Origin of the sequence: Pseudomarimonas arenosa, assembly GCF_014841215.1 — a bacterium.
Classification (GTDB): Bacteria; Pseudomonadota; Gammaproteobacteria; order Xanthomonadales; family Xanthomonadaceae; genus Pseudomarimonas; species Pseudomarimonas arenosa.
This window is the reverse complement of sequence record NZ_JACYTR010000001.1, coordinates 156,851-181,797: the sequence shown is the minus strand read 5'-3', so window position 1 is coordinate 181,797 and position 24,947 is coordinate 156,851. Positions and strand designations below refer to the sequence as shown.

The following is a 24,947-nucleotide window of genomic DNA, read 5'->3' as shown; positions in this document are numbered from 1 at the left end:
CAGGGATTGATATCCGTGACACCTGCGGTCTTGAAGGGTGCCTCGTCGCGTATGGCAACCGCCATGCCATGAGCCAGGGCAATTGCCGCGATGTAGGCGTCAGGCAAGGTGATGATCTGCCCATTCGATCTGGCCTTTGATGCCAGGTTGATGTAGGGCTGCGTCGCTGCGAGGTCGAAGGCCAGAACTCAGCCGGAGAACAGCGGCAACACTTTCGCTTCGACCCGCTCATGCATGGCTTCAGGCGGTGCTTGGGCAGTCACCCATGACCTCCGGCACATGGAGCCCTAAGGTTTGCCATTACCATATGTGGCTATGACAGATATCGATGCCCGCCTGCTCGACCGTGAGATGAAGAAGGGCTCGGCCGAGTTGATCGTCCTTTCGATCGTCGAGGGCCGCGCCCGCCATGGCTATGAGATCAGCAAGCTGATCGAACAGCGCTCCGGTGGCCGGCTAAGTTTTCATATCGCCTCGCTCTATCCCTTGCTGTATCGGCTGGAGGAGCGTGGCTGGTTGCATGGTCGCTGGGTGGAAAAGCCGGGCGAGCGGCGGCGGCGATTCTATGAGCTGACGCCCTTGGGCAAGCAGGTGTTGGCCCGGCAGCGTGACACCTGGCGCAGTTTTGTCGAGGCGATGGACCTGATTACCGGAGAGCAACATGCCTGATTGGAAAGCCGTGTTAAGCGCCCGATTGGGCGCACTGCGGCTGCGGCCAGAGCGCTATGCCGAGATGTTGGAGGAGCTCTCACAACACCTCGATGCGCGCTTCGACGAGCTATGTGCCGAGGGCCTGGAACCGGCTGAGGCCGAGCGCCAGGTGCGGCAGGAGGCCGACGCGGCAGAATTGCCCGAGCGCTTGCAGGAGCTGCGTCAGGCGCGGCAGCCGCAGGCGCCCGAGCTGGTGCCGGCGGCGCGGGCCTGGTGGCAGGACATCTTTCACGATCTGCGTTACGCCCTGTTCGCCCTGCGGCGACAGCCTGGGTTTGCTCTGGTGGCGATACTTACCTTGGCGCTCGGTATCGGAGCCAATGCAGCGATCTTCGCCCTGGTCGACGCCACGGTGTTGCGCCCCTTGCCCTTGCCCGAGCCGGAGCGGGCGCTGTTCCTGGCCGAGCGCACCGAAGCCGCGCCGCGCAGCAATGTTTCGCCGCTGAATATGCGCGACTGGGCCGGGCAGAGCAGCACCCTGGAAGCGGTGGGTGGCTACCTGCCCAATGTTGCCAGCATGGTGATGAGCAGCGAGCGCGGTGGTGAGAATGTCGCCCGGCAGTGGGTCAGCGCCGGGGTGTTTTCGGCGCTCGGTCTGCAGGCGCTGCAAGGACGGGGCTTCACGTTGGAAGACGATCGCAGCAATGCCGATGTGGTGGTACTGAGCGAGTCGTTCTGGCGCAGCCGGTTCGGCGCCGACCCGCAGGTCATCGGCCGTAGTCTGAGCCTGGACGGCAAGCCTTTTACCGTGCTCGGCGTGATGCCGCAGGCGGCCACCTTGATCGGGCGTAGTGATGTCTGGGCACTGGTTTCGCTATCCAACATCCCGCCACGCGCGCGTGGGGCGTATGTGCTCAACGTGGTCGCGCGGATGAAACCCGGTGTGGAGATCGAAGCAGCCCGTGCCGACCTCGACAGCGTGGCCGCCGGACTGGCCCAGCAGTATCCAGATACCAATCGCGGCCGCAGCGTGCATGTCGAGTCCTTGCACTCGGCCCTGGTCGGTGGCGACCTGCGGCGAACCTCGATGTTATTCCTGGCGGTGGTCGGCTTGGTGTTATTGGTCTGCTGCGCCAATATCGCCAACCTGCTGTTGGCCCGGGCCAGTGCGCGCTCGCGTGAGCTGGCGATTCGCGCCGCGCTAGGCGCCTCGCGTGGCCGGGTGATGCGGCAGTTACTGACCGAGAGTGTGCTGCTTGCGGCGCTCGGTGGCGCCCTCGGACTATTGCTGGGGGCCGCAATATTGAACGTTGCGCCCTCGCTGTTGCCGCAGGATTTGTTACCACGGGCGGTGGAACTGCAGGTGGACGGGCGCCTGGTGGGGTTTTGTCTGCTGGTCGCCTTGGGTACCGGCTTGCTGTTCGGCCTGGCACCGGCCTGGCAGGCCGGCCAGGCGGCGCCAGTGCAGGCAATCGGCGCCGAGGGTCGCGGCCTGGTCAGCGGCGGCGGTCGCCTGCGCGGTGCCCTGGTGATCGGCCAGGTGGCGATCGCGGTGGCCCTGCTGGTCGCCGGTGGTCTGCTGCTGCGCTCCCTGATGGCGCTGGATAGCGTCGAGCGCGGCTATGCCGCCAGCAATGTGCTGACCCTGATGGTCGATCCCCTTGGCAGCCGCTATCCCACCGATGCCGACATACTGCGTTTTTACGATGAGGTAAGTCGCGAGGTACGCGAAGTGCCCGCTGTGCGCAATGCGGCCTGGGCCACCACTTTGCCGATGGGCGCTTCCAGCTTCGGTGATGCCTTCTTCAGTGTGGAAGGCGGGCAGGCGACCGACCCGCAGGCGCGGCCCACGGCCGACTACCAGATCGTGAGCGAGGGCTATTTCGATACGGTGGAGGTGCCAATCCTGGCCGGTCGCGGGTTCGATCGCCGCGACGATGCCCAGGCGTCGCAGGTCGCCGTGATCAGCGAGGCCTTTGCGCGCAAGCACTTCTCGTCCGGCGCCGATCTTAACAGTGTGCTTGGTCGACGGATCGCGGTGCAGACCTCGTCCGCGGCGGATGCGCCACAGGTGCTGCGTGAGGTGATCGGGGTGGCCGGCCAGGTCAAGGCGCGAGCGGACGAACGGGAGGACTTCGTACAGCTCTATGTGCCGCTGCGACAAAGCCCGGTCGGCGATATCTATCTGCTGGTGCGTCCGCATTCCGGCGAGGCGGGCTGGCTGGCGCCGCCGGTGTTCGATGCCGTGCGCCGCATCGACACCGAGCAACTGGTCAGCTTGCGCGAGGTCAACACGCTGGAAAACATCGCCAGTGAGGGCACCGCCCGTCACCGCTTCCGTGCCGTGCTGGTCGGCAGCTTCGCCGCCCTGGTGCTGGTGCTGGCGATGATCGGCGTATTCGGCGTATTGGCTTACACCGTCGAGCAACGCCGCCGCGAATACGGCCTGCGCATGGCGCTGGGTGCGCCCCCAGCCAAGCTGCTGTGGTTGGTCGGTCGCCATGTCGCCGGCCTGCTGGCCGCCGGTTTCGTGCTCGGCCTGCTGGCCGCCTTGCCGCTCGGCCGCGCCCTGCAAAGCCTGCTGTTCGAAGTCACCGCCTTCGATCCGCTCACCCTGCTGGCGGTGGTGCTACTGCTGATCAGTGCCGCCGTGCTTGCCACCATCGCCCCGGCCTGGCAGGCCCTGCGCGTCGATCCAGCGGTGAGTTTGCGCGGGAGTTGAGGGCCGGCCAAGCCTCGCCCGGTGCGGCAAGCCGCACCCTATGGGGTCGTGCGGATAGTGCAAAGAATAATCAATATGTTAAGTAGGCGTTCGCGGCTGAGCTCGCGTCACGCTCCAAGCACCCGCTGTTCCATCCACTGCGCCAGATCGCGAATCTCCTCCAGACAAACTGCATGTTGCATCGGATATTGCCGCCACTGCAGGTCGAGCCCGGCGTTTCGCAGCCGCTGGGCGGAGCGTTCACCGATCGTGCAGGGGATGACCGGGTCCTGGCTGCCGTGGGCCATGAAGATCGGCATTGCGCGGCCGGCCTCGCTGAGCTGGGCCAGGGTTTGCTCGGCCATCGGCACATAGGTGGATAGCGCAATCAGGCCGGCCAGGCTTTCGGCTCGACGCAGGCCAAGGGCGAGGGTGATGGCGCCGCCTTGCGAGAAACCGGCCAGCAGGATGCGCGAGCTGGGAATGCCGCGTGCGTTTTCGCGCGCGATGAGTTGTTCGACCTCGGCGCAGGAGGCTTCCACACCAGCGGCGTCTTCTCGCGGCAAATTGAAATCGAGGCTGGTGATGTCGTACCAGGCGCGCATCTGCATGCCGCCATTGATGGTGACCGGGCGGATCGGCGCGTGCGGGAACACAAAGCGCAGGGCCGGCCAGTTCGGCCGCACCAGTTCGGGCACGATCGGTTCAAAGTCATGACCATCGGCGCCCAGGCCGTGCAGCCAGATGACGCTATGGGTCGGGTTGGGCCCGGTGGAGAGTTCAACGCAGTCGAGCATGCAAAACGATCCTGATCTCGCGGCGGCCGCCGCGCGCCCGGCATTGTGCCGGTTGTGCACGGCGATCGCGAGCGATCGCCCGCCTATTCTTCGCTCGTTGCGGATTGCGCTTGAGCCTTGGTACCGGATTCGGAGGCTGCAGCGGGTGCCAGATCCTCGAAGAACAGTCGCATGCAGGTCAGCTCTTCCCCCGCTGGCGCCGAGTTACAGACCTGGCCGATCTCGTCGGCCACCGGGCCGGTGACCAGTTCCTCGGCGATGCCGAGGCACAGCGAGTAGGTGCTGTAGGGCCCGACCAGTTCGGGTTTCATGCGGCCGCGCATCTGGTCGGAGAATCGCGCCAGGGCATCGGCCAGTTCAGTGCCGGGGCCTACCTCGACGATCTTCTTGTAGGTGTCGGTATCCTGCGCTCGCAGCTCCTTGCCATGCGATTCCATCGCCATCTGGCCGATCAGCAGGGTCAGGTTGGCACAGAACTGCCGCTGATCCGGGTCTGACATGTCCAGACGCTCGGCCGCGGTAGCGCTGGTCGCGCCGAGTAGCAGCAGGCACATAGCATAAGGTTTCACTTTACGATCTCCCTGGGGTGAAGCAAGCGCGGACGGATGGTCGCGCAAGGCATCGGTTGAGCATGTCAGGCCGGGCAGCCGGCGAAGCCCTGCCATCCTCGCATCATTCCGGGCGATCTCGTAGACCGCCCATCGATGTCCAGGCTCCGATCGGCGTCAATGGCTGCCGTGCGCCTTGGGCCTGGCGCGCAGCTCGGCGGGCGGTCCTTCTGGGGCCGCGCGTCGATGCGGCTGGCCGAAACCTGGATCGCGACTGATGCAGCTGGCCACCGTACCCTTGGGGTGCGGATACCAGCCGGGGTCGCGGTAGTCGCCTGCGGCAAGATCGTCGCGCACCTTGATCACGGTGAACATGCCACCCATCTCGAGATTTCCGAACGGGCCCTTGCCCATCATCATCGCCAGGGTGTTGTCCGGGCCGCGCATATGGCCCGAATCGGTGTGCTCTTGATGCTCGGCCATGCCGTTCTGGCCCATGGTCATGTAATCGGGCAGCAGTCGGCGAATCTTTTCTTCTACCCCGGCAGTGTCCACTCCGATCGTATTCGGCACTTCGTGGCCCATCGCGTTCATGGTGTGATGCGACATATGGCAGTGAAAGGCCCAGTCACCGGGCTCGGCGATGAACTCCAGATCGCGGGTCTGGCCGACGCCGACAATCTCAGTGACTTCACTGCGCCAGAGCTGCTCTGGCCAGCGCCCGCCGTCGCCGCCGGTGACCTTGAACTGCGGGCCGTGCATATGAATCGGATGATTCCACATCGATAGATTGCCGACCCGGATGCGCACGCGCTCGCCGCTGCGCGCCACCAAGGGATCGATGGCCGGGAACACCTTGCTGTTGAAGGTCCACAGATCAAAGTCCTGCATCACCGATGGATCGGGGCGATAAGTGCCTGGGTGCAAGGCCCAGTTGTGCAGCAGGATGACGTAGTCGCGATCGATGCGCTTGGGCTCGCCGGCCTTGGGATGAATGATGAACATGCCCATCATGCCCACGGCCATCTGGGTCATTTCATCAGCATGTGGGTGATACATGTGGGTGCCGTGTTGCTTCAGGGTGAACTCATAGACGTAGGTCTCGCCCGGCTGAATGTGCGGCTGCGACAGGCCGCCGACGCCGTCCATGCCGCTGGGTAGCATGATGCCGTGCCAGTGGATCGTGGTGTGTTCGGGCAGGCGATTGGTGACGTAGATCCGTACTCGGTCCCCCTCGGCCACCTCAATGGTCGGGCCGGGGGTTGATCCGTTATAGCCCCAGCACTTGGCTCGGCAACCAGGGGCGAATTCATGTTCGATCTCTTCGGCGACCAGGTGGAACTCCTTGACCCCATCGACCGTGCGATGCGGCAGCGTCCAGCCGTTGAGGGTACGCACCGGAGTGAAACCCTCGGTGTTGGGCGTGGGATCCGTTGCCCTGACATCGGCCAGCGCTTGTCGTGCCCCCAGGGTGACCGGCGCCAGCGCGCCAAGCCCGGCCCAACGAAACCAGTTGCGTCGTGATAGTGTCATTGCGTCTCTCCGTGATGCTCATGGCCGTGGTGGGCAGGATTGTGCTGCGAGTGGTCTGCTTGCTCGCTTGACCGCTGTGTGGAGTGTTCGGTGTGGCCTTGCTGCCCCTGATGCCCCTGATGCCCCTGATGCCCGCCCTCCGAAGGCGGCGGCAGCACACTGTCGATGCCCAGCACCGGTTCGTGTTCCCCTTCATCGGCCCAGCGTGCGCCCACTGCCTGGGTCAGTTCGCCGCGTGCCAGCCAGTAATCGCGGATGGCCTGCAGATAGGCCTGATAGGCGTCGAACTGCTCCCGCTTGGCAGCCAAGAGCTCAAACACGCCGACCAGCATGAAGTTCACTTCCTCCTGGGTGCGTCGCACGATAGCCTCGCGCGCCGGCAGCAGGGCTTCGCGGTAACGCTGGACGATGCGCTGCTGAAGCTGCATCGCCGCCAGCGCGGTTCGCACTTCTCGCTCGCCCTGGCGAATCGCCTTGTTCAGCTCGGTCTTGGCGATCAGCAGTTCGGCCTTGGCTCGGGTAATCGCCGGTTGGCCCTGGCTGAACAGCGGCAGCTCGAGGCTGAGCCCCGGGCCACGCAGGCCAGCGCCGTCGGCTTCGCTTTCCCACTCGTATTCGAACTCCAGCTCGCCCAGCCAGCGCCAACGTCGAGTTACACCCAGGGCGTCTTCCCGCAGGCGCACCTCCTCCTTGGCGGCGAGCAGGTCCAGTCTTTCTTGAACCAGGCGTTCCACCAATTCCCCGGCCGTCGGCAGATCACTGAGTGGTGCAGGTAGCTGCTCGGGCAGCTGCCAGCTGTCATCGAAGGGCAGACCGGTCAGCAGGGCCAGTCGATGGCGCGCCGTCAGTGCCTCGGTGTCGGCCTCGGCCGCTCCGATGCCAGCGCTGATCGCCTCGGCACGTTCTTGCTCTAGCTGCAGTGGCGCGAGATTGCCGGCGGCAAACAGGCGCTCGGCGAACTCGGCCGAGGCCGAGGCCGCTTCCAGCACCAGGGCGCGCATCTGCGCCACCTGCTGGGCGGCGACGGCTTCGATCCAGGCCGCTTCCACCTCACCGGCCAGTGCCCACAGCGCTTGCGCGGCGTGCAACTGTTCGCGTTTCAGTTCGCCCTCGGCAAAGCGCTTGCGCAGCGGCTGCATCAGCCAGTCGCTGAGTCCGAACGAAAGGCCGCGGGTAATCTGGGCCTCGCCTTCTGACGCCGACAGGCGGGCGAAGTCGAAGCGCGGATTGGCCAGGCGTCGCGCCTCATCCAGTTCGGCGCGGCTGATGCCGAGCCTGGCATAGGTTTCAGCCACGGCCGGGTGATGAACAAAGGCCCAGTCGAGCGCCAGATCGAGGTCGATCGTCTCTATGCTCGATGAAACGGCAGGTTCAGGGACGGTGCCATCATCGCTAGGCCAGCTGGGCGCGGGCAGGCCGCGCTGAGTGATCCATTCGGTGGGCAGGTCGGTGCCGCGCTCGGGCGGCAGGCTGGCGCAGCCGCTGCCCAGCGCGGCGAGGGCCAGCAGCGACAGGCGCGAAAGTCGAGGGAACATGGGGGCTCCGCTTGAGGTGTGCGCGTGGAATCCACGCAGATGCTGCACAAGGATGAGCGCTGGCTCATCGCCTGGTGCGGTGGCGTGCTACAAAGCGGTGGGTCGCAAGCCCACGCTACGTTGCGGGTGGCCGAAGTGGCGGCGTGTGAGGCCGGAGCGGCGGCGAGCCGTAGGCCGTTGGCAGGAACAGGATGCTCGGTGCTCGCCGGGCCGACAACTCGATCAGCGAAGGTAGCCCCGGAACCAGGACGCAGGCGCATTGGCAGTCGGTGTCGCCACAGCGAGGGGTTTGACCGTCATTCTGCTCGGGTGCACAACAGTCATGCGCATCGGCTTGGTGATGCGACATGCTCGGGTCGAGGGAGGATGCCTGATCCACGCTTGCGGCCGCTGGCAGCGGGCCGCCGAGCAGCAGGCTGAAGCAGAGCAGGCAGTGGAGCAGGCGCTTGATCATCGCAGCCGAGTGTATCGCGACCGGCTGCTTGGCAGGCTGCTGAGACTCGGTTCAGCAGCCTGATTTTGCGCGCCACGGACGGCGCGCGGAAATCGAACACGTAAGTGGTTGATTTCCGGCATGGGTGGCGCGGCCTTGCCGCGACCGGCTTGCCGTGAGCCTGCCGAACGGCGGTCCCTGAGCTTGCCGAACGGCGGTCCCTGAGCTTGTCGAAGGGCGGTCCCTGAGCTTGTCGAAGGGCGGTCCCTGAGCTTGTCGAAGGGCGGTCCCTGAGCTTGTCGAAGGGCGGTCCCTGAGCTTGTCGAAGGGTTGCGCTGAAAACCTCCAGGATGGAGGTTTCAGCAGCCTGTCAGGGTGCCTACACCGAGCGCTGGATGCCAACCGGCATGGCTTCCAGCTCTTTGAATGGGGATCGCTGGAACAGGTCGGGCTGGGCCAGATAAGCCAGGGCCAGTTCAGTGGCGTCTTCGCCCCAGAACAGTTCCTTGCCGATTTCCAGAGTCGGCACGCCGAACACACCGGCGGCGAGCGCACGCTCAAAATTGTTCTTCAGGTCGAGCTTGACCTGCGATTGGCCGATGGCGACCACCGCGTCATGGATGCCCATTGAGCGGGCCAGTGGCTGCAAGGCCTCCGCGCTGTCGGCAGCGCAGCCTTTGTCCCAGATCCAGCTGAGTACCTGATCGACGGCCGACACCGTCGAGCCGGCGGCGATGCACAGGCGCAGGGCCGGGATCGGATTGAACGGGTGGCTGGGTGGAAAGCGCAGTGTTCGACCCTGTTGTTGTGCTCGCCACACGGCATGGCGATAGGTAAACAGGCGCTTGCCCGGAATCTCGGCTGGCCCCTTGTGACCGTGGCGATCGAGCAGGCCGGCGAGCAGGATCGGTCGCAGGCTGACCTGCCGTTCGCTGCAGAGCTGCTTGATGGCCGGCCATTGCAGCCAGGCGAAAGGACTGATGACGTCGAAATACCAGGTGATCTGCATGGCGCTTTCCGCTGGCAAAGTCGCAGTGTAGCGCTGGTTCAGCCGCGGAGTGCTGCGCAGCGCTGAACCAGCAGGTCGCGCAGGCCGCCGAGCCGGCTGCTGCGCCTGGCCAGAGCGGCTCCCAACACTGCCTCGTCGCCCCAGATTTCGACGCGCTGGCGGGCGCGGGTCAGCGCGGTATAGACCAGCTGCCGGCTAAGCACTCGCGATTCAGCATCGGGCGGCAACAGCAGGGCGACACGGGGGAACTCCGAGCCCTGACTCTTGTGTACGGTCAGCGCACAGGCCGATGCGTGCTCGGGTAGATCGCCGGTGGCGAAGCTGCGCAGTCGACTGCTCATCGGGTCGGCGAACCAGGCACGCAGACGGCTGCTGGTATCAGGCAGCAGCACGCCAAGATCGCCGTTGAACAGGCCTCGCGCATAGTCGTTGCGTCGAACCATGATCGCCTGGCCGGCAAAGCTGGCCGTGCCCGGTAGCACACGCCAGGCTTCGCGCAGCCGCGCTTCGATCCGCAAGGCCGCTTCACTGGCACCAAAGGGGCCTTCGTTGAGCACGCATAGCAGCTGTTGTTGTTGCCAGGCTTGCAGCAAGCGCGCCGCGTCCTGCTCACCTTGTCCGGTGACGGCGCCGCTTAGCTGATCGATCAGCTGTAGTGCCCAGTCGTGCAGGCGCTGATCGCGTTGCGTGAGATCAGCGCAACTGCGCAGGCTGATCGGCGCGAACAGATCATCGGCGCCGCGGGTCAGGGCTTTGGCATCGCCCTGCTGCGCGGCGATGAATACCGGCAACAGGCCGTGCTCGCTGCGAAAACCGTGCTGCAGGCGCACCACCGGAGAGTCCGGAATACCTTCGAGTGCCTGCACGATATCGTCCAGGACCGAGCCGGTAGTGACCGACTGCAGCTGCTCAGCATCACCCATCAATACCAGGTGGGTGCTGGGTGGCACGGCTTCCAGTAGGGTTCGCAAGGTGCCGAGGTCCAGCATCGATACTTCATCGACGATCAGCAGATCGGTCTTCAGCGGCAGCTCGCGGCCATGGCGAAAACGCTGGGTGTCGGGATCAAACCCGAGCAGACGATGTACCGTCTGTGCCGCAGTGACGTTGTTGGCATCGCGATCGAACAGCATGTTCAAGCGCTGCGCGGCCTTGCCGGTGGGGGCAGCGACGTGGATCTGCAGTGTCTCGCCGTGCAGCCGCCGCGCGGCCTCGATCAGCCGGCCGACCGTGCGCGTCTTGCCGGTGCCGGGCCCGCCGGTGAGGATCAGCAGTCGACGCGACAATGCCTGTCGCACTGCCTTGCGCTGCAGCGAGTCGAGCGCCGGGTCGCTGTCAGCAAAGGCCTGCTGCAGCGCTGCCTCCAGCGACTCGCTAGCGGCTTGATCAGCGGCTGTGCTCAGCGCCTGCACGATCTGCTCGCTGATGCGCTGCTCATGTCGCCAATTGCGCCAGAAATACAGCCGCTGGCGGGCGTCGATGACCAGTGGCGCGATGTGGCCACCATCGCTGATCAGCGAACTGCGCCGTAGTTGCTGCAGCTGTTGGCTATCCAGGGCGGTCCCGCCATGACGCGAGGCCTGTGCGCCTGTGAGAGCCAGACAGCTGTCGCCTGCTGCTTCTGCTCGTGCGGTGCGCGCGACCCGCTCGGCCAGCAGAGCATCGCCGCCGTGGGCCAGGGTCCAGCGCCAAACGGCCTGTTCAAAAGGATCGCTGAGATCGGCCGGCAGGCGGTTCAGTGCGGCAAAGTCGAAACGGCTCATGCGGCGTCGGCCTCGTCCTGATCGGCCAGGACTGCATCGACGGCATCGATCAGGCGCTGATCGAAGCGATGCCGCCACAGGCCAAGCTCGGGATCTGCCGGCGATAGCCCAACGGCGCGCAGGAACAGGTAGCAGGCTTCGCCGAGGTGACGCTGAGGTTCATAGTCGGGGCGGCGTTGGCGCAGATAACGGTGCACAGCGACGCTGTAGAGCAGGGCCTGAAAGCGATAGGCGCTGTGATCCATGGCCCGCTGCAGCGCCGGTGCGGCATAGTCGCGCAGGGACAGACCGAGGAAGTTGCTTTTGTAATCCAGCACGTGCAGCGCATCCTCGTGCAGGAATACCAGGTCGATCTTGCCAACCAGGAGCCCTCGCAGTTGTTCATCACGCCAGTGCAGCGGCAGCATGCGCGTGTCGCCGTAGCGCTCGCAGACCTCGCGCAGTCGACCTAGAGACAGACGGCTCAGGGTCAGGCGAAAATCCAGCTCAGGCTGCTGTTGGCCGGCGTCAAGGTCGAGCAAGCACAATCCCGGGCGGATCGGTGTGTTCAGAATTCGGTCGAGCCGCTGGCCAATGCGCTCAACCCATTGCGGCGTCTGCGCCACGTGGGCAAGTCCGAATGCGCGCAACTGATCGCAGATCAATTCGGCTTGCTGAGAAAAGGCCTGATCCAGACGGCGATTTTCCAGCATGCCATGCAGGGCATTGCCGAACTGGCTGCCGCGCAGACTGGCCCAGCTGAGCAGGGTGGCATTCGGCTCGGCTTCGCCCGCCGCGGCATCATCGAGTTCGGGCTCGTCCTCGGCGCGCCGGGTTTCGCCTGGGCCGGCGTGGGCCAGGCTGGAAAAACTGACTTGCCGGCGCAGCGCGCGTGGCGTGGGCAAGGGCTCGCGTGGTCGCGCCTCGATCGGTGTTGCTTCAGAGCGATCGAGCAGACCGGTCATGCCGGGCGTGGGTGATGCCGGGCACCACTCGATGCCGCTGAGAGTGGGCCAGGGTTTCTGACTCAGTAAAGGCTCAAGCAGGCGGTCGACGGCGGCGCGCTGCGGGTCGCCCGGGCTGCGCTTCGACTGATCCTGGGTGGGTTCGAGCAGCCACAGGTCGCAGCGGTACACGGCGCGGGTCAGGGCCACGTACAGCACACGCAGTCGCTCACGCTGGTTTTCCGCTGCAGCCTCGGCGCAACTGCGGGTGTAGTGGTCGCTGCCAAGATCGATGCGCAGTTCAGCGCTGCCTTGATCGAACACCCGTGGCAGATCGACGGCACGACCGGTCTGGCTGAACAACAGCGGCAGGATGACAAAGTCGAACTCCAGGCCTTTGCTGGCATGCAGGGTCATCAGTTTGACCCGCTGACGATCAGACTCGACGCGCAGTTGCCGCTCTTCGCCGGGCTCCTCATCCAGCGCATCGCGCTGGTCGGACAGCCAGCGCCACAGCGCCTCCCCGTGGCGTCCCTCGCTCTCGGCCTCGGCCAGTAGTTCGCCCAAATGGCGCAGGTCGGTGAGTGCGCGCTCACCGCGTTCGGGCTGGTCGAGCAGCCGTGCGGCCTGTTGTTCGATCAGCGGGATCAGGGCCGATAGCACACCGTTGCGCTGCCAGCTGCGAGCCTGCGCGGCGAACTGTTCGGCGTGCTGGGCCAGCGCGTCGGGCTGCTGCTCCAGGGCCAGCAGGTCGGCAAACTGCAGCCCGAACAGGGGGCTCATCAAACTGGCGCGCAGGGCGCCGCCGTCGCCCGGATGCAGCCAGGCCCAGAGCAGAAGCTGAATCGCCTCGGCCCAGGCAGTGGCGAACACATCGCTGCGCCCGGCGCCAGCGCAGGGTACACCGCGGCGACGCAGGTGTTCGCGCATCGCCGCCACCTGCTCATTGGTCGGCAGCAGCACGGCGAACTGACCGGCATGCAGGGGCTTGCCAGCCACCGTCTGCGCAGGATCGTTGAGCAGGGTGGCGATTTGCTCGGCCGCCGAGGCCAGAGCCCAGGCGTTGCGCTCGGCCAGCGTGTTGGGCATCTTGTCGGCGTCCAACACATGTAGTTTCAGCGGGCTCAGCAGGGGGCTGCCATGCTGCTCATAGGGCCGATCAGCGCGGCGCGGGCTGGCGCTCACTGGTTGGTAGCGCAGTGCGCTCATGGCAAAGCCATCCCCCGCCGCCTGGTACAGAGAATTGAGCGCGGTCACGTAAGCAGCCGATGCTCGATGGTTCACCGTCAAGCTGAGCTGCTGTTGGGCCGAGTCGGCAGCAGCGTAGTAGGTCAGCAGGTCGCCACCGCGGAAACCGTAGATGGCCTGCTTCGGGTCGCCGATCATGATCAGGGTGCCGCGGCTCTGACCAGTTTCGTTGCGATACAGGCGATCGAGAATGGCGTACTGCTTGGCATCGGTGTCTTGAAATTCATCGACCATGGCAACCGGCCAGCGTTGATACAGCGTGTCGGCCAGACCAGCTTCACCAGCCGATGGGCGAAGCGCCTGTTGCACCCGATCAATCAATAGCTGGTAGGTAAAACCCTCGCTGCGCTGCAGCGCAGCCGCGCGACGCTGTCGATAATGCGGCAACAACGTGGCCAGGGCGCTGCCGCGCAGGCTGAGTGCCGCATGCTGCAGCACAGCGACCGCACGCAGGGCGAACTGAAAGGCGGGGTCGCGCTGCAACAGCGACTGCGCATTGGCGCGAAGCTGCTTGCTCAGTGGCTCGGCATCGAGCCGCCCGGTGCTGAGGTTGGGGAAGCCGCTGGCGGCGTTCTTCGGCAGGCCGTCGTCGGATTGCAGCAGATCGGCCAGGTCACGCAGCTCGCCGCGGATGGCGCTGTTGGGCCGCGCAAACACACCATCGATGTCGGCCAGTTGGCGCAAGGGTTGAGCCCAGCGGGTCTCGGACAGAATCTGGCACTCAGCCAGCTTGTCGTCCGATGGAATCATGGGTTCAGAGTCAAGCTGTGTCAGCAGGCGCAGCGCCTGCTGCAGACGTCTCAGCCCGTCGGCGATCAGCTGCCGACGTTGCAGCGGCTGGCACAGCTGTCCATGAATCAAGCCGCGCCACAGGTCGAGGCAGACGTCCTCATGCAAGGCGCGTTCGTCCAGCAGCTGGGTCCAGTTGATCGGGCTACCGGTGTCCAGAGCGTGTTCGCTGAGGATGCGCTTGCACAGGCTGTGCAGGGTGCCGATGGGCGCCAGGTCCAGTTCCTGCGCAGCCAGCTGCAGCCGCAGACGGGTGTATTCCGTAGCCGCGGCGGATTCGTCGCCGCCCAGTAGAGTGAGCAGCGCCGAGCCGGGTGAGGGCCTGCCCCCCGGCCTCAGCTGCTCGACGGCGTCTTCGATCACCGAGCGAATGCGTTCGCGCAGTTCGTCCGCCGCTGCTTCGGAAAAGGTGGCGACCAGAATCTGCTGCGGCCGATAGTCGGTTTGCAGCAGCAGGCGCAGATAAAGGGCGCTGATTGTCCAGGTCTTGCCAGTGCCGGCACTGGCCTCGATCAGGCTGCGCCCGTGCAACTCGATGGTATGCCAGGCGCTCATCGGGGGCTCGCTGGGCGCAAGAATGAAAGCTCCAGCATGGCAGCCAATCGTTCGGCGACCGCGCGCAATTGCTCGGCGGCCGGATGCCCTCGCAACCAGAGCTGTGCCTCACCGCTAAGCAGCCGCGTATAGCCTGGCGCATGGTCACGTTCGCCTGGCTGGAAGCTGTTGCCCAGCCAGGTCGCTTCTTCGCCCTTGCCTTGCTGCACCGCCGCGGACAGGCGTGGGAAGTAGGCCAGGGGCTGGTGTTCGGCCTGACGGTACAGGTCCAGCAGCTGGCGCAGCGCCGCCATTCGGCATTCACGCGCGGCGCAGGACTGAAAGTCGGCTTGGGCGGCTACCGCGTTCAACTGCATGGCCATGGGGTAGAGCCCGCGTTCGTCGATCAAGGCGCATTGCAGTCGGCGTGATTGCAGGTCAGGGTGTAGTGAAACCAGCAACCAGCGGGTCAGCAGGGGCAATCGCACCGACCAGCGATCGGTCTTCTTGCGCTGCAGCTGCCAGTCGATCAGCCAGGCCGAGTCCGGCCCCAACCAGACTCGATCGAGTCTGCCCTCAAGACCATGCGCCTTGTCCTGCACCTCAAGCGCATGCCATTGGCCTTGGCTGGCTCGGCACAGCGGCGTGTTAAGTTCGGTGTGCTGCCACAAGTCCAGCGCCTTGTGCTGTTCGGCGCGGTAGATGCTGGCCCCCAACTCAGCCGCCGGCAGCCAGCCGCTGGCCAGCAAGAGTGGATCGGGGTGTTCTGGCGGCGGCGAGGCATTTCGCAGCGCCTGCTCCAATAGATGGCGCCACAGCGGCTGGCCTCTGGCCGATTCACGATCCAAGGGCTCGTGCTCGGGCAGCTGGTCGACATCGACGCCGTCGAGGCGGACCTGGTGACGATCGCGTAGCAGCTCGGCTGCCGGGTCGCGCAGCCAACGCAACAGATGTTTGACCGACACGCTGGCCTGGCGGTCGGTATCGCCGGTTGTGCAAGCGTCCACCCTACCGTCGACGTTGGCGGCAAGCGGGCGGGCGGCGAACCCGGCGTGGTAGGTGAACAGGCCAGGGTGGGGCGAGTCGACGAAATACCGCGGGTCGAAGGGCTGCAGGGGATGATCGATCCACCAGGGCCGCAGCAGTTGGCCGCCCTCTGCGCGCATCGGCAATCGCTGTTGCAGCAGCCGATCGAGTTCGAACAGCGGCGCCGACGGATTCACCGGCTTGCCGCTGGCTGGCTGCTCGCCGACATAGCTGAGATGCAACCGTGAACGCGCCGACATCAGGGTTTCGAGGAACAGGTAGCGATCATCGATCAGCACGCTGCGATCACCTGGGCGTGGGGCAAGACGCATCGGATCGTGTTGTTCAGCCGCTTCGCGTCGCGGGTAGTCCGCCTCATTCAATCCCAGCACGGCGATGACCTGAAAGGGCAAGGCGCGCTGCGGCACCATGCCGCAGAAGCTGATGCCGCCATGCAGGAAGGGAGTGTTCTCTGGCACTTCGGCCAGTGCATCGCTGACCCAGGACAGCACCTGTGCGTGACTCAGCTCAGGATCGAGACCGCTGGCGGCGCGCTGTTGCTCCAATCGTCCGAGGCAGGCTTGCAGTTGTGTCAGCGCCTGTCGCTCATCATCCAGTTTCGCTGAGAACAAGGTGTTGACCAGATGCGCCAAGTGGATCGACCAGCGACTTGCCGGCTGCAGGGTTTCGGCCCAGCGGCGCAAGGTATGCAGCTCGCCGAGCAGGCGATACAGGCCGCCCAGGGCCGGGCTGTCGCCCAGGGCCAGGGCATCGACCGCCAGCACGCCGTCGATCAATCCGGCCTCGGCCGCATCTTCGCCCAGCAGATGGCCGCCGAGCAGGCGATCCATGCCCCAGGCGAAACTATGGGTAGGGTCGTCCGGCAACTGGTGCTGTTGGCGCGACTCGCTGTCCAGGCCCCAGGCGACGCTGGCACTGCGCAACCAGTGCTCGAGCTGCTGTCGACCCACTTCGTCCATGCCAAGTCCACGGCGCAGCATGTCCAGGTCCAACAGGGCCAGCAGTTCGCCGCAGGTCATCCGCCGCAACGGCATGCCAAGAAGGCTGAGATAGGTGGCGAACAGCGGGTGGTCGGCTGATTGCGGCAAGTCCGCTACGTGATAGGGCAAACGGCTGGTCGGATCGGCAGCGGCACCAAACACCGCCGGCAGCAGGGGCGCGTAGGCCTGCATGGTGGGCGAAAGTACCGCGATGTCGCTGGGCTGCAGATCGGGCAGGTCGTTCAGGGCCTGCAGCAAGGCATCGCGCAGCACCTCCAGTTCGCGCAGCCGACTGTGGCAACGATGAATGCGCAATGAGGCATCTTGCGCCAGGAGCGCATCGCCGGCGCCAGGGGGAGGCTGGATCTGCGCGACATCCAGTTCGCGTATGCTGGCCTGCACCTGGTGCAGCAGGCTGACGGCGGCGTGTTCCGGCCGTTCATCCTGCCAATGCCGCACATCGAGCAACACCTCGGAATCGGCGCCTGCCAGCAGTGCCGAGAAATGCTGTCCAAGCCGCCCCAGGCTGGCCAGCAAGGGGTGCTCGGTGCCGAGATACAGCAATTCGGTCTGCGCATTGACCCCGGAGGAGATCAGTTGGCGCAGACGCTGACGATCATCGCGCAGGCCCACCCAGTGCTCGCGGCAGGGGTCGGGGAAATACAGCACCACCGGTCGCTGTTGCGCCGCCGCGCGCAGCAGATCCAGCGTGCTGGGCGGCAAATGGGCAAGGCCGAATACGTGCAGCGGGGTCGGTTCGATCGCCGTGTTAAACAGGCCTTGTCGAATCTGTTCCTGCTGATCGATGCGCAATGGCTCTGGCCAGCGCTGCCGCAGCTGGCGCCATAGCGCGGCGAGATCGGCATCGCGATCGACGGCGCTCTGGCCACGCTGCCAGCTGCGCAGCCAGTCCGGGCGATAGACCAGCAAACGTCCGAAGATATCGGCCAGGGCTTGTGACAGCTGCCATCGGCGTCGTCCGGCCGGGTCGTCGAGCAGATAACGGGCGAAGCTTGGGCTGCCTGTCAACGCCGCGCCTTCTCCAAGCAGATCGAACACCCGCCAGCGCAGCAAGGGGCCGGCTGGGGCGGGAAGATCGAGGCCGCGACCGTGCTGGCGTGCCATCCGCTCGACCCATTGGCCGGGCAGATCGATACGCAAATTGGCGGCGATGCCGCGCGGCCCGTCCTGCTGGGCCAACTGGTTGAGCAACCAGCGGCGCATGCCTGGATGAGCGCAGATCAGCTCGGCCGGCGCCAGCAATGCTGTCGGCGGGCAGGCCCGCAGCAAGGCGGCCAAAGGCTCAAGCAGAGCTTCAAGGCGACTTGCTCGATATACCAACAACCCGCGCAGCGGCAGCTCAGCGGCCGATTCCTGAGACATGGGCGCTTATTCGACAGGCAGGCGGACGATCGGACTGGCGACCGGCTGGGCGAAGGGCTGCGCCATCAAAAGGGGATCTTGCCGATCAACATGTCGCGGAACATCACCCAGTCACCGATCAGGCTGTACAGCGGATGGCTAAATGTGGCCGGACGATTGTGTTCAAAAAAGAAATGTCCGACCCAGGCAAAGCCGTAGCCCACCACGGGCACGGCCAACAGCCAGACCAGCGACAGGGAGCCGATCAGCACCGCTAGCAGTACCCCCAGCACCAAGGCGCTGCCGACAAAATGCAGCCGCCGGCAAGTGCGGTTGCTGTGTTCGGACAGATAGAACGGATAGAACTCTTCGAAATTCTGGTACTGGGCCATCGCGGGGACGTTTTCCGACGGGTGGAAGCGGCCCGGCAATGGTCCTGCACTCGGGCGGCGGCAGCAAGCCGGCCCCGTCTTGGTTCAGCAATGCCCTGGTTTGGGGCCCTTGCAGGCCTCGAAAACGACAGAAATATGGCTGGTGATCACCGATAGTCGGCGGTTTAATGCCGTTGGTCGTGAATCACTCCATGCCTGCCGACTCATTCTGTGACTTAAGTCACTGAGTCGGGCGGGAAACGTGCAGTCCTCGGCTTTTCTGTACGAATCCTGACGCAAGTATGAACCGGAGCAAAACGCTGCTAGTGTCGACCGCGTTCCACGAGACCGACCTGCAGCGCGGTGTAAGTGCCGCGCCGGGTCACTTTTACGTCAGATGAGGGGAGTCACCAGTGAGTAAGCAGAATCGCTTCAATGCACTAGCCGTCAGCGTCACGCTGGCGTTCGCTGGTGCCGCCTCCGCCGGCGATGCGCCGGAGCGCTATATCGTCAATCTGCACGACGGCGTATCGCCGCAGCAGATGACGCGCAGCCTGATGCAGCAGAAGGCCGCTGGCCGCGTGCATCACAACTTCGAAGAGCTGGGCGCGTTTGCCGCGACCATGACCAAAGATCAGTTGCGCGCGCTGCAAAGTGACCCGCGCGTCAAGTCGGTTGAGGTGGATCCGCCGCGCTATCCGATGGCGCAAACCCAGCCCTACGGCATCGGCCAGATCGGCGCGCCGACCGCCTGGGCTGCAGGCCACAACGGCGCTGGCGTGATGGTTTGCGTGATCGACTCCGGTATCAAGGCTGACCACGAAGACTTTGCCGGCCTCGATATCCGTGGCGGCTATCCGTCCGGCTGGAACAGCGATAGCTGCGGCCACGGCACCCATGTCGCCGGCACCATCGCCGCCCAGGACAACAGCACCGGCGTAGTTGGCGTTGCCACCGGTTCGCTGTCGATGTACTTCGTGCAGGTGTTCAGTGGCGCCAGCTGCGGCTGGTCGTATGCCTCTGACCTGATCGACGCAGCCAACCGCTGCAAGACCGCAGCTGACGCCGCTGGCAAGAAGCTGGTGATCAATATGTCGCTCGGCGGCGGCAGCTCGAATACCGCCGAGAGCAATGGCTTCCAGAACCTGTACAACCAAGGCGTGCTGAGCATCGCGGCTGCTGGTAACGACGGCAACAGCACGATGAGCTATCCGGCCTCGTACAACAGTGTGATGTCGGTAGCGGCCATTGACAGTGCCAAGGCCAAGGCTGACTTCTCGCAGTACAACAGCCAGGTTGAGATCTCGGCGCCGGGCGTGGCTGTGCTCAGCACCTACCCGATTGCCAGCGCCACCACCACGGTCGGCGGTGCCGGCTACATCGTCGCCGCGATGACCAACAGCCCGCAGCTGTCGCGCACCGGTGCCATCGTCAACGGTGGCACCTGCGAAAGCGTGGGCTCGTGGTCGGGCAAGGTGGTGCTGTGTCAGCGCGGCAACATCTCGTTTGAGCAGAAGGTTCTGAACGCCCAGAGCGGCGGCGGTGTAGCGGCGATTGTCTACAACAACGCCCCCGGTTCGTTCGGCGGCACGCTGTCGACCCCGACCGGCACCACCATTCCGTCGGTATCGATGTCGCAGGAAGATGGTCAAGAGATCATTGCCAGCCGGCTGAATCAGAGCACCAACGTCAATACCATCGCCAATAACAATGCCAGTGCCTATGCATCGTTGGACGGCACCTCCATGGCCTCTCCGCATGCGGCCGGTGCCGCCGCGGTGATCTGGAGCTCGAACCTGTCGGCCAGCAATGTCGACGTGCGTAACGCCATCACCTCGACCGCGGAAGATCTCGGCACCAGCGGTCGCGACAATAACTTTGGCTACGGCATGATTCGCATCCCGCAGGCCATTGCTGCCCTGGGTGGCCCGACCCCCGACACCACGCCGCCGAGCACGGTGAGCAGCCTGTCGGCCAGCGCGTCTGGCACCAGCGCGGTCAACCTGTCCTGGTCGGCAGCGACCGACACCGGTGGTTCGGGTCTGGCTGGCTACAAGGTTGAGCGTTGCGCCGGTGCGAGCTGCTCCAGCTTCACCCAGATCGCCACCACCGCCTCGACCAGCTACGCGGACAGCGGCTTGACGGCTGCCACCACCTATCGTTACCGCGTACGCGCCTATGACGGTGCTGGTAACAACGGCAACTACAGCGGTATCGGTCAGGCCACTACCGACAGCGCACCGCCGACTGGCGGCACCGTGCTGGCCAATGGCGTGCCGGTGACCGGCCTGTCGGGCTCGACTGGAACTCAGCTGGCCTACACCATGGTGGTACCGGCCGGCGCCAGCAACCTGAGCTTCAACCTGTCGGGCGGCTCGGGCGATGCTGACTTGTACGTCAGGTTTGGTTCTGCACCGACCACCAGCAGCTATGACTGTCGCAGCTGGGCATCGGGCAACACCGAATCCTGCACCTTTGCCTCGCCGCAGGCGGGTACCTACTACGTGATGGTGAATGCCTACTCGACCTTCTCGGGTGCCAGCCTGACCGGCAGCTTCACTCCGCCCAGTGGCGGTACCGGTCCGAGCTTCTTCGAGAACACCACCGATGCGGCGATTCCTGACAATAACTCCACCGGCGTTTACAGCAACATCGCCGTCAGTGGCCGCAGCGGCAATGCTCCGTCCAACCTGCAGGTGGCCGTGGACATCAAACACACCTACATCGGTGACCTGATCGTCGACCTGGTCGCTCCGGACGGCAGCGTCTACAACCTGCATAACCGCACCGGCGCCGGCGCTGACAACATCCAGCAGACCTATACGGTCAATGCTTCCAGCGAAGCGGCCAACGGTACCTGGCGTCTGCGTGTGCGTGACCGCGCACGTCGCGACACCGGCTACATCGACAGCTGGAGCATGCAGTTCTAAACCTACGATTCCCAAGGTAGGGCTTACGACCCCGGCTTCGGCCGGGGTCTTTTTTTATCTGATGAGTAATTCGGGATTCGGGATTCGGGATTCGGAGCTGGGTGTTCGCATTGAGCAGGACTTGTTCCTGCTCCTGCTCCTCCCCTTGCGCGCAAAGCGCCGGAGGGGGAGATTGGGTGGTGTGTTCTTCCACTCAGCAACAACAGCAAAACAGCAAGCAAACCTACTGCCCCACCACCTGCGGTCGCATCGGTCCCAGCACAGCAAGAATGGCGCTCTGGTGCTTAGACTGCACACCGGCATGATTCATCGCGGCAACCAGGTGTTCCACAAACCAGTCAAACTCCTGATCGGTGATGGCCAATCCGCTGTGTGCGTCTTCCATGCTGCGGCCGCTATACACGCAGGGCCCACCCAAGGCTTCGCATAGCTGTTCGTTGACCAGACGGCGCAGATCCTCGAGATCGGTAGTCTCGAACAGACCGTTCAGCCGACTGTCGCCATGCACGCGATGCAGCAGGCCATCGACCACCGCGGCGACGCCTGCTTCGCCGCCCACCTGATCGTAAAGGGGACGCTCAGAACGGACCGAATGCTGGCAGGCAGCGAGCGCCAGTACCAGACAAGCAACGGAAAGCGAGCGGGGGATCGCATAGGGCATAGAACACTCCATCGTCAGGACACACGGAGCATACGCGCGCCGAGATCGAAGAGTTGCACTGCCCAATGCCGAACCTGTAGCTGACTGAGCCGCGCGGCTGGCATCACCAACTGCGTGGACCATGGTCAAGGCCGCACCGGCCCCAGTCTCAGCAGCCTGCTATTGCTGCGGCAACTTGAAGTTTGAACATCCCGTTCAAGATAAAGTCCCGCGCGTCCGGTACCGTTTGACCGGCTCACGGCAGGCATGCTCGTATGCGCGGGCGCTTCGTCGCGACGCGTCGCTGGGCGCGAGCAGTTCATCCATGGATTGCTTGCTTGAACCAGCCGACTGAAACATCAATTGGCCGGTTCAATGATGGCCATTCGACCAAGAGTGAACTATTCACCTTGCGCCAACCCTCACCAAGCTGACACATTCGAGTCAGCAGCAAAAGATCTTTCGGTTTGGGGCCAATCTGCTGACTACGATCCGGCGATGTCTGCATGTGCGCCGCCCGGGAGCGGCGCGAGTGGCGCTACTTGCTGGCGCCAGATGCGAATGATCAATCGAACCCCCGTATTCTTGGCCGGCATGCTGGCGTCGATGCTGTCACTGCCGGCGCTTGGTCAGCCGTGTCCGGCCTCCCCAGAAGACGCCTTGTTAAGCCGCTGGAGCGCCGATGGCGATGCCAGTGATGCGCTTGGCGTTCACCACGGCCTGTTGGGAAACACTCAGTTTGAAGCTGGCATCGCCGGACTGGGCTTCAAGTTCGACGGTAGCAGCCAGGTGGTGGTGCCGAGCAGTGCGGCGTTGAACCCCGAGGCGGGCTCATTCAGCGTCGTGCTGTGGGCGCGCATTGTCGATACCAGCCCCAGCATTCAGAACTTCATCATCCGCCATCAATTCCATGCCGACCCAGCCTTGCGCAAACGCTGGAGCATCTCGGCCCAGGATCCTACGCCCAGCGATGGCAATGCCGATAGTCCTTCTGGCTTCTATGTAGTCCAGGATGGGCAGGGTGGCAGCGTTGCCCTGCGAGGCCAGCACGACCTCGGTGACGGGCATTGGCATCAGATCATTCTGGTGGTGGATCGAGAAGCTGAGCGGCTACGAGCCTATGTCGATGGTCAGCCAGACAATCCGGACGCTTGGCCCAGTCTGGTGACGCTGGCTGGGATCACTCCCGATGCGGATCTGTGGTTAGGCAACTCGATGCGTGGCGTCCTGGATGAGGTCGAATTGCTGGACTGCGGCCTGTCCTCTGAACAGGTCGAAGCCTACTACCTCGGCGAAAGCACGCAGCCGCTCTACGAAATTGTCGACCTGGGTGGCGCACCGGCTCCTAGTCACAGTCACGCCGCACTGAGGCTGAACGCCGCAGGCGATGTACTCGGCGTCTCGGTGTCGAGCAGCGGGCGTCAGGGCTGGGTGCTGCACCACGATGGCGTGCGCAGCGATATTCCGCTGCTGCCGGGCGCGGCAGCCTGCGAAGGCAGGGCGATCAATCTGCAGCGCGCAGTTATTGGTAGCTGTCGAATGCTGGATGGTTCCAATCTGCCCTTTCTGTGGGCGCCGCCGGCACCGATTGCCATGGTGGACGGCATCGCCGGACTGCAGCCGACCGTGCTGACTGCCATCAACGACAATGGCGACATTGTTGGGTATTCCGGCACGGATTGGGACGCGCGCGGCTTCCTCCGCCGCAGTGACGGCGTCGTTCAACTTATCGAGCCGTTCCCTCAACACCCCTATGTTCGCCCCAACGCGATCAACAATGCAGCAGTGGTCACCGGTTCCGCGCGCTACGAACCGGTCGCCGGTCGTCTTCATGGCTTTGTCTGGTCGGCGCCAGCGGGCATCCAGTCGATCGGTGACTTGCCCGGTGGGCTCGACTACAGCGAAGGATCGAGCATCAACCTCAGCGGTTGGGTAGCAGGGCGCGGCTACGATGCGCAAGGCTTTCAACCGGTGCTGTGGCGCGACGGGCAGCTGATGCAACTGCCTGTGATGCCGAATACGCCCGGCGCCGGCGCCTTCCGTATCACCGATGGCATGCGTGTGCTGATCGCCCAGTGGCAAAACAGCAACGGGCAGACCCGGTCAGTCGACAACCTGTGGACGCCAACCCGCGGCGCTAGGATCATTCGAGAGCTGATCGAGCCCAGCGATCCGCTGCTGCCGCTGATGACGCAATTGCGCATCTTCGATCTGAATGATCAGGGCCTGTTCGTGGGCGAGGCGGGTATCACCAACCTCGGCATACGTGCAGTGGTGTTGCGGCCGCGAGTGATCGATGCTGACGGCGATGGCCTGGATGATCCGGCCGACAATTGCCCGGCCACGGCGAATCCCGACCAAAGCGATGTCGATGGCGACGGCATTGGCGATGCCTGTGACGCCGACCGCGACGGCGATGGCGTGGATGACGTGGTCGACAACTGTCCACTGCAGCCTAATGCCGCGCAGGATGACGCCGACCTCGACGGCCTCGGCGACCTTTGCGACGAGGATGATGACGCTGACGGTATCGCCGACGCCGTCGACAACTGCCCCCTGGTCCACAATCCCGCGCAGACCGATATCGACGGCGATGGCTTGGGCGATGCCTGCGATCTGGACAGCGATGGCGATGGCGTCGACAGCGTAGTCGACAACTGCCCATCGATCGCCAATCCAAGCCAGCTCGACTTCGATCACGACGGCATCGGCGATGCTTGCGACCCGGATCTGGATGGCGACGGCATAGGCAATGTGGTTGATGGCTGTCCAACAACTGAACCCAACGTTATCGCCAATGCCGATGGATGCTCGATTGCTGAGCTTTGCCCGTGTGCTGGGCCGCGAGGCACAACTGAGGCATGGCGCAATCATGGGCGCTATCAATCCTGCGTTGCGCAAGAGGCACGCCAGTTCGTGCAGGCAGGCTTGATCAGTGAAAGCCTCAAGGGCGACATCGTCTCCGCCGCGGCACGGTCAAACTGCGGGCGCTGAGACCGTCTGGCCAGGCGCCTCGCCAAGCGAGGTCTGGGTAGCAGCGAGTCTCGCTCCGCGAAGCCGCAGAGATCTTGAACCGAAGCGATTCAATGCCCCCTCTCCCCTGGCGGGAAAGGGGAGCAAGGCGGCGTCGGCGAATCGATGGGTTACGGCATC

The 24,947-nt window shown here is 64.5% G+C and carries 15 protein-coding genes; 5 read left to right on the top strand and 10 right to left on the bottom strand.

What is annotated here, in order from left to right:
- The first annotated feature begins 315 nt into the window (after positions 1-315).
- Together IFO71_RS00800 and IFO71_RS00795 are read left to right on the top strand one after the other, a co-directional pair.
- Positions 316-669, top strand: a complete 354-nt coding sequence (locus IFO71_RS00800; protein WP_192027611.1) for a PadR family transcriptional regulator — start codon at positions 316-318, stop codon at positions 667-669.
- Positions 662-3,373, top strand: coding sequence for an ABC transporter permease (locus tag IFO71_RS00795; RefSeq protein WP_192027610.1), 2,712 nt, complete (start codon positions 662-664; stop codon positions 3,371-3,373). Before IFO71_RS00800 ends, IFO71_RS00795 begins: the two co-directional genes overlap by 8 nt.
- Positions 3,374-3,480: 107 nt before the next feature.
- Here IFO71_RS00795 and IFO71_RS00790 read toward each other — a convergent pair whose 3' ends face one another.
- The 4 genes from IFO71_RS00790 to IFO71_RS00775 form a co-directional block, all read right to left on the bottom strand.
- Positions 3,481-4,149, bottom strand: a complete 669-nt coding sequence (locus IFO71_RS00790; protein WP_192027609.1) for an alpha/beta hydrolase — start codon at positions 4,147-4,149, stop codon at positions 3,481-3,483.
- Between the two features lie 83 nt (positions 4,150-4,232).
- Positions 4,233-4,718 (bottom strand): hypothetical protein, encoded by a 486-nt coding sequence (locus IFO71_RS00785; RefSeq protein ID WP_192027608.1) that lies wholly within the window; start codon positions 4,716-4,718, stop codon positions 4,233-4,235.
- Between the two features lie 156 nt (positions 4,719-4,874).
- Complete coding sequence (locus IFO71_RS00780) at positions 4,875-6,230, bottom strand: multicopper oxidase family protein (protein WP_192027607.1); 1,356 nt, start codon at positions 6,228-6,230, stop codon at positions 4,875-4,877.
- Positions 6,227-7,765: a TolC family protein gene (locus IFO71_RS00775; RefSeq protein WP_192027606.1), complete on the bottom strand. Its 1,539-nt coding sequence runs from the start codon at positions 7,763-7,765 to the stop codon at positions 6,227-6,229. The genes IFO71_RS00780 and IFO71_RS00775 overlap by 4 nt, the downstream gene beginning before the upstream one ends.
- Before the next feature lie 322 nt (positions 7,766-8,087).
- On the opposite strand from IFO71_RS00775, the gene IFO71_RS00770 reads away from it, so the two are divergent.
- Positions 8,088-8,282 carry a hypothetical protein gene (locus IFO71_RS00770; RefSeq protein WP_192027605.1) on the top strand — a complete coding sequence of 65 codons (195 nt, stop codon included), beginning with the start codon at positions 8,088-8,090 and terminating at the stop codon, positions 8,280-8,282.
- 295 nt (positions 8,283-8,577) lie between these two features.
- Here IFO71_RS00770 and IFO71_RS00765 read toward each other — a convergent pair whose 3' ends face one another.
- From IFO71_RS00765 to IFO71_RS00745, 5 genes are all read right to left on the bottom strand, one after another.
- Positions 8,578-9,207 carry a 2-hydroxychromene-2-carboxylate isomerase gene (locus IFO71_RS00765; protein ID WP_192027604.1) on the bottom strand — a complete coding sequence of 210 codons (630 nt, stop codon included), beginning with the start codon at positions 9,205-9,207 and terminating at the stop codon, positions 8,578-8,580.
- Positions 9,208-9,245: 38 nt separating this feature from the next.
- On the bottom strand, positions 9,246-10,970 hold the full coding sequence (gene recD, locus IFO71_RS00760) for an exodeoxyribonuclease V subunit alpha (RefSeq protein ID WP_192027603.1): 1,725 nt from the start codon (positions 10,968-10,970) through the stop codon (positions 9,246-9,248).
- A complete protein-coding gene (locus IFO71_RS00755) occupies positions 10,967-14,485 on the bottom strand; it encodes a UvrD-helicase domain-containing protein (protein WP_192027602.1) in 3,519 nt (1,172 codons plus the stop codon). Before IFO71_RS00755 ends, recD begins: the two co-directional genes overlap by 4 nt.
- Positions 14,482-17,874, bottom strand: coding sequence for an exodeoxyribonuclease V subunit gamma (recC, locus tag IFO71_RS00750; protein WP_192027601.1), 3,393 nt, complete (start codon positions 17,872-17,874; stop codon positions 14,482-14,484). The genes IFO71_RS00755 and recC overlap by 4 nt, the downstream gene beginning before the upstream one ends.
- A gap of 65 nt (positions 17,875-17,939) precedes the next feature.
- Positions 17,940-18,245: an Mpo1-like protein gene (locus IFO71_RS00745; RefSeq protein WP_192027600.1), complete on the bottom strand. Its 306-nt coding sequence runs from the start codon at positions 18,243-18,245 to the stop codon at positions 17,940-17,942.
- A gap of 392 nt (positions 18,246-18,637) precedes the next feature.
- Between IFO71_RS00745 and IFO71_RS00740 the strand changes: the two genes are divergently transcribed.
- A complete protein-coding gene (locus IFO71_RS00740; protein WP_192027599.1) occupies positions 18,638-21,154 on the top strand; it encodes a S8 family serine peptidase in 2,517 nt (838 codons plus the stop codon).
- 223 nt (positions 21,155-21,377) lie between these two features.
- Here the strand turns inward: IFO71_RS00740 and IFO71_RS00735 are convergent, their stop codons facing one another.
- Positions 21,378-21,815 (bottom strand): group I truncated hemoglobin, encoded by a 438-nt coding sequence (locus IFO71_RS00735; RefSeq protein ID WP_192027598.1) that lies wholly within the window; start codon positions 21,813-21,815, stop codon positions 21,378-21,380.
- 540 nt (positions 21,816-22,355) lie between these two features.
- Between IFO71_RS00735 and IFO71_RS00730 the strand changes: the two genes are divergently transcribed.
- Positions 22,356-24,788 (top strand): thrombospondin type 3 repeat-containing protein, encoded by a 2,433-nt coding sequence (locus IFO71_RS00730; protein ID WP_192027597.1) that lies wholly within the window; start codon positions 22,356-22,358, stop codon positions 24,786-24,788.
- Positions 24,789-24,947 lie beyond the last annotated feature (159 nt).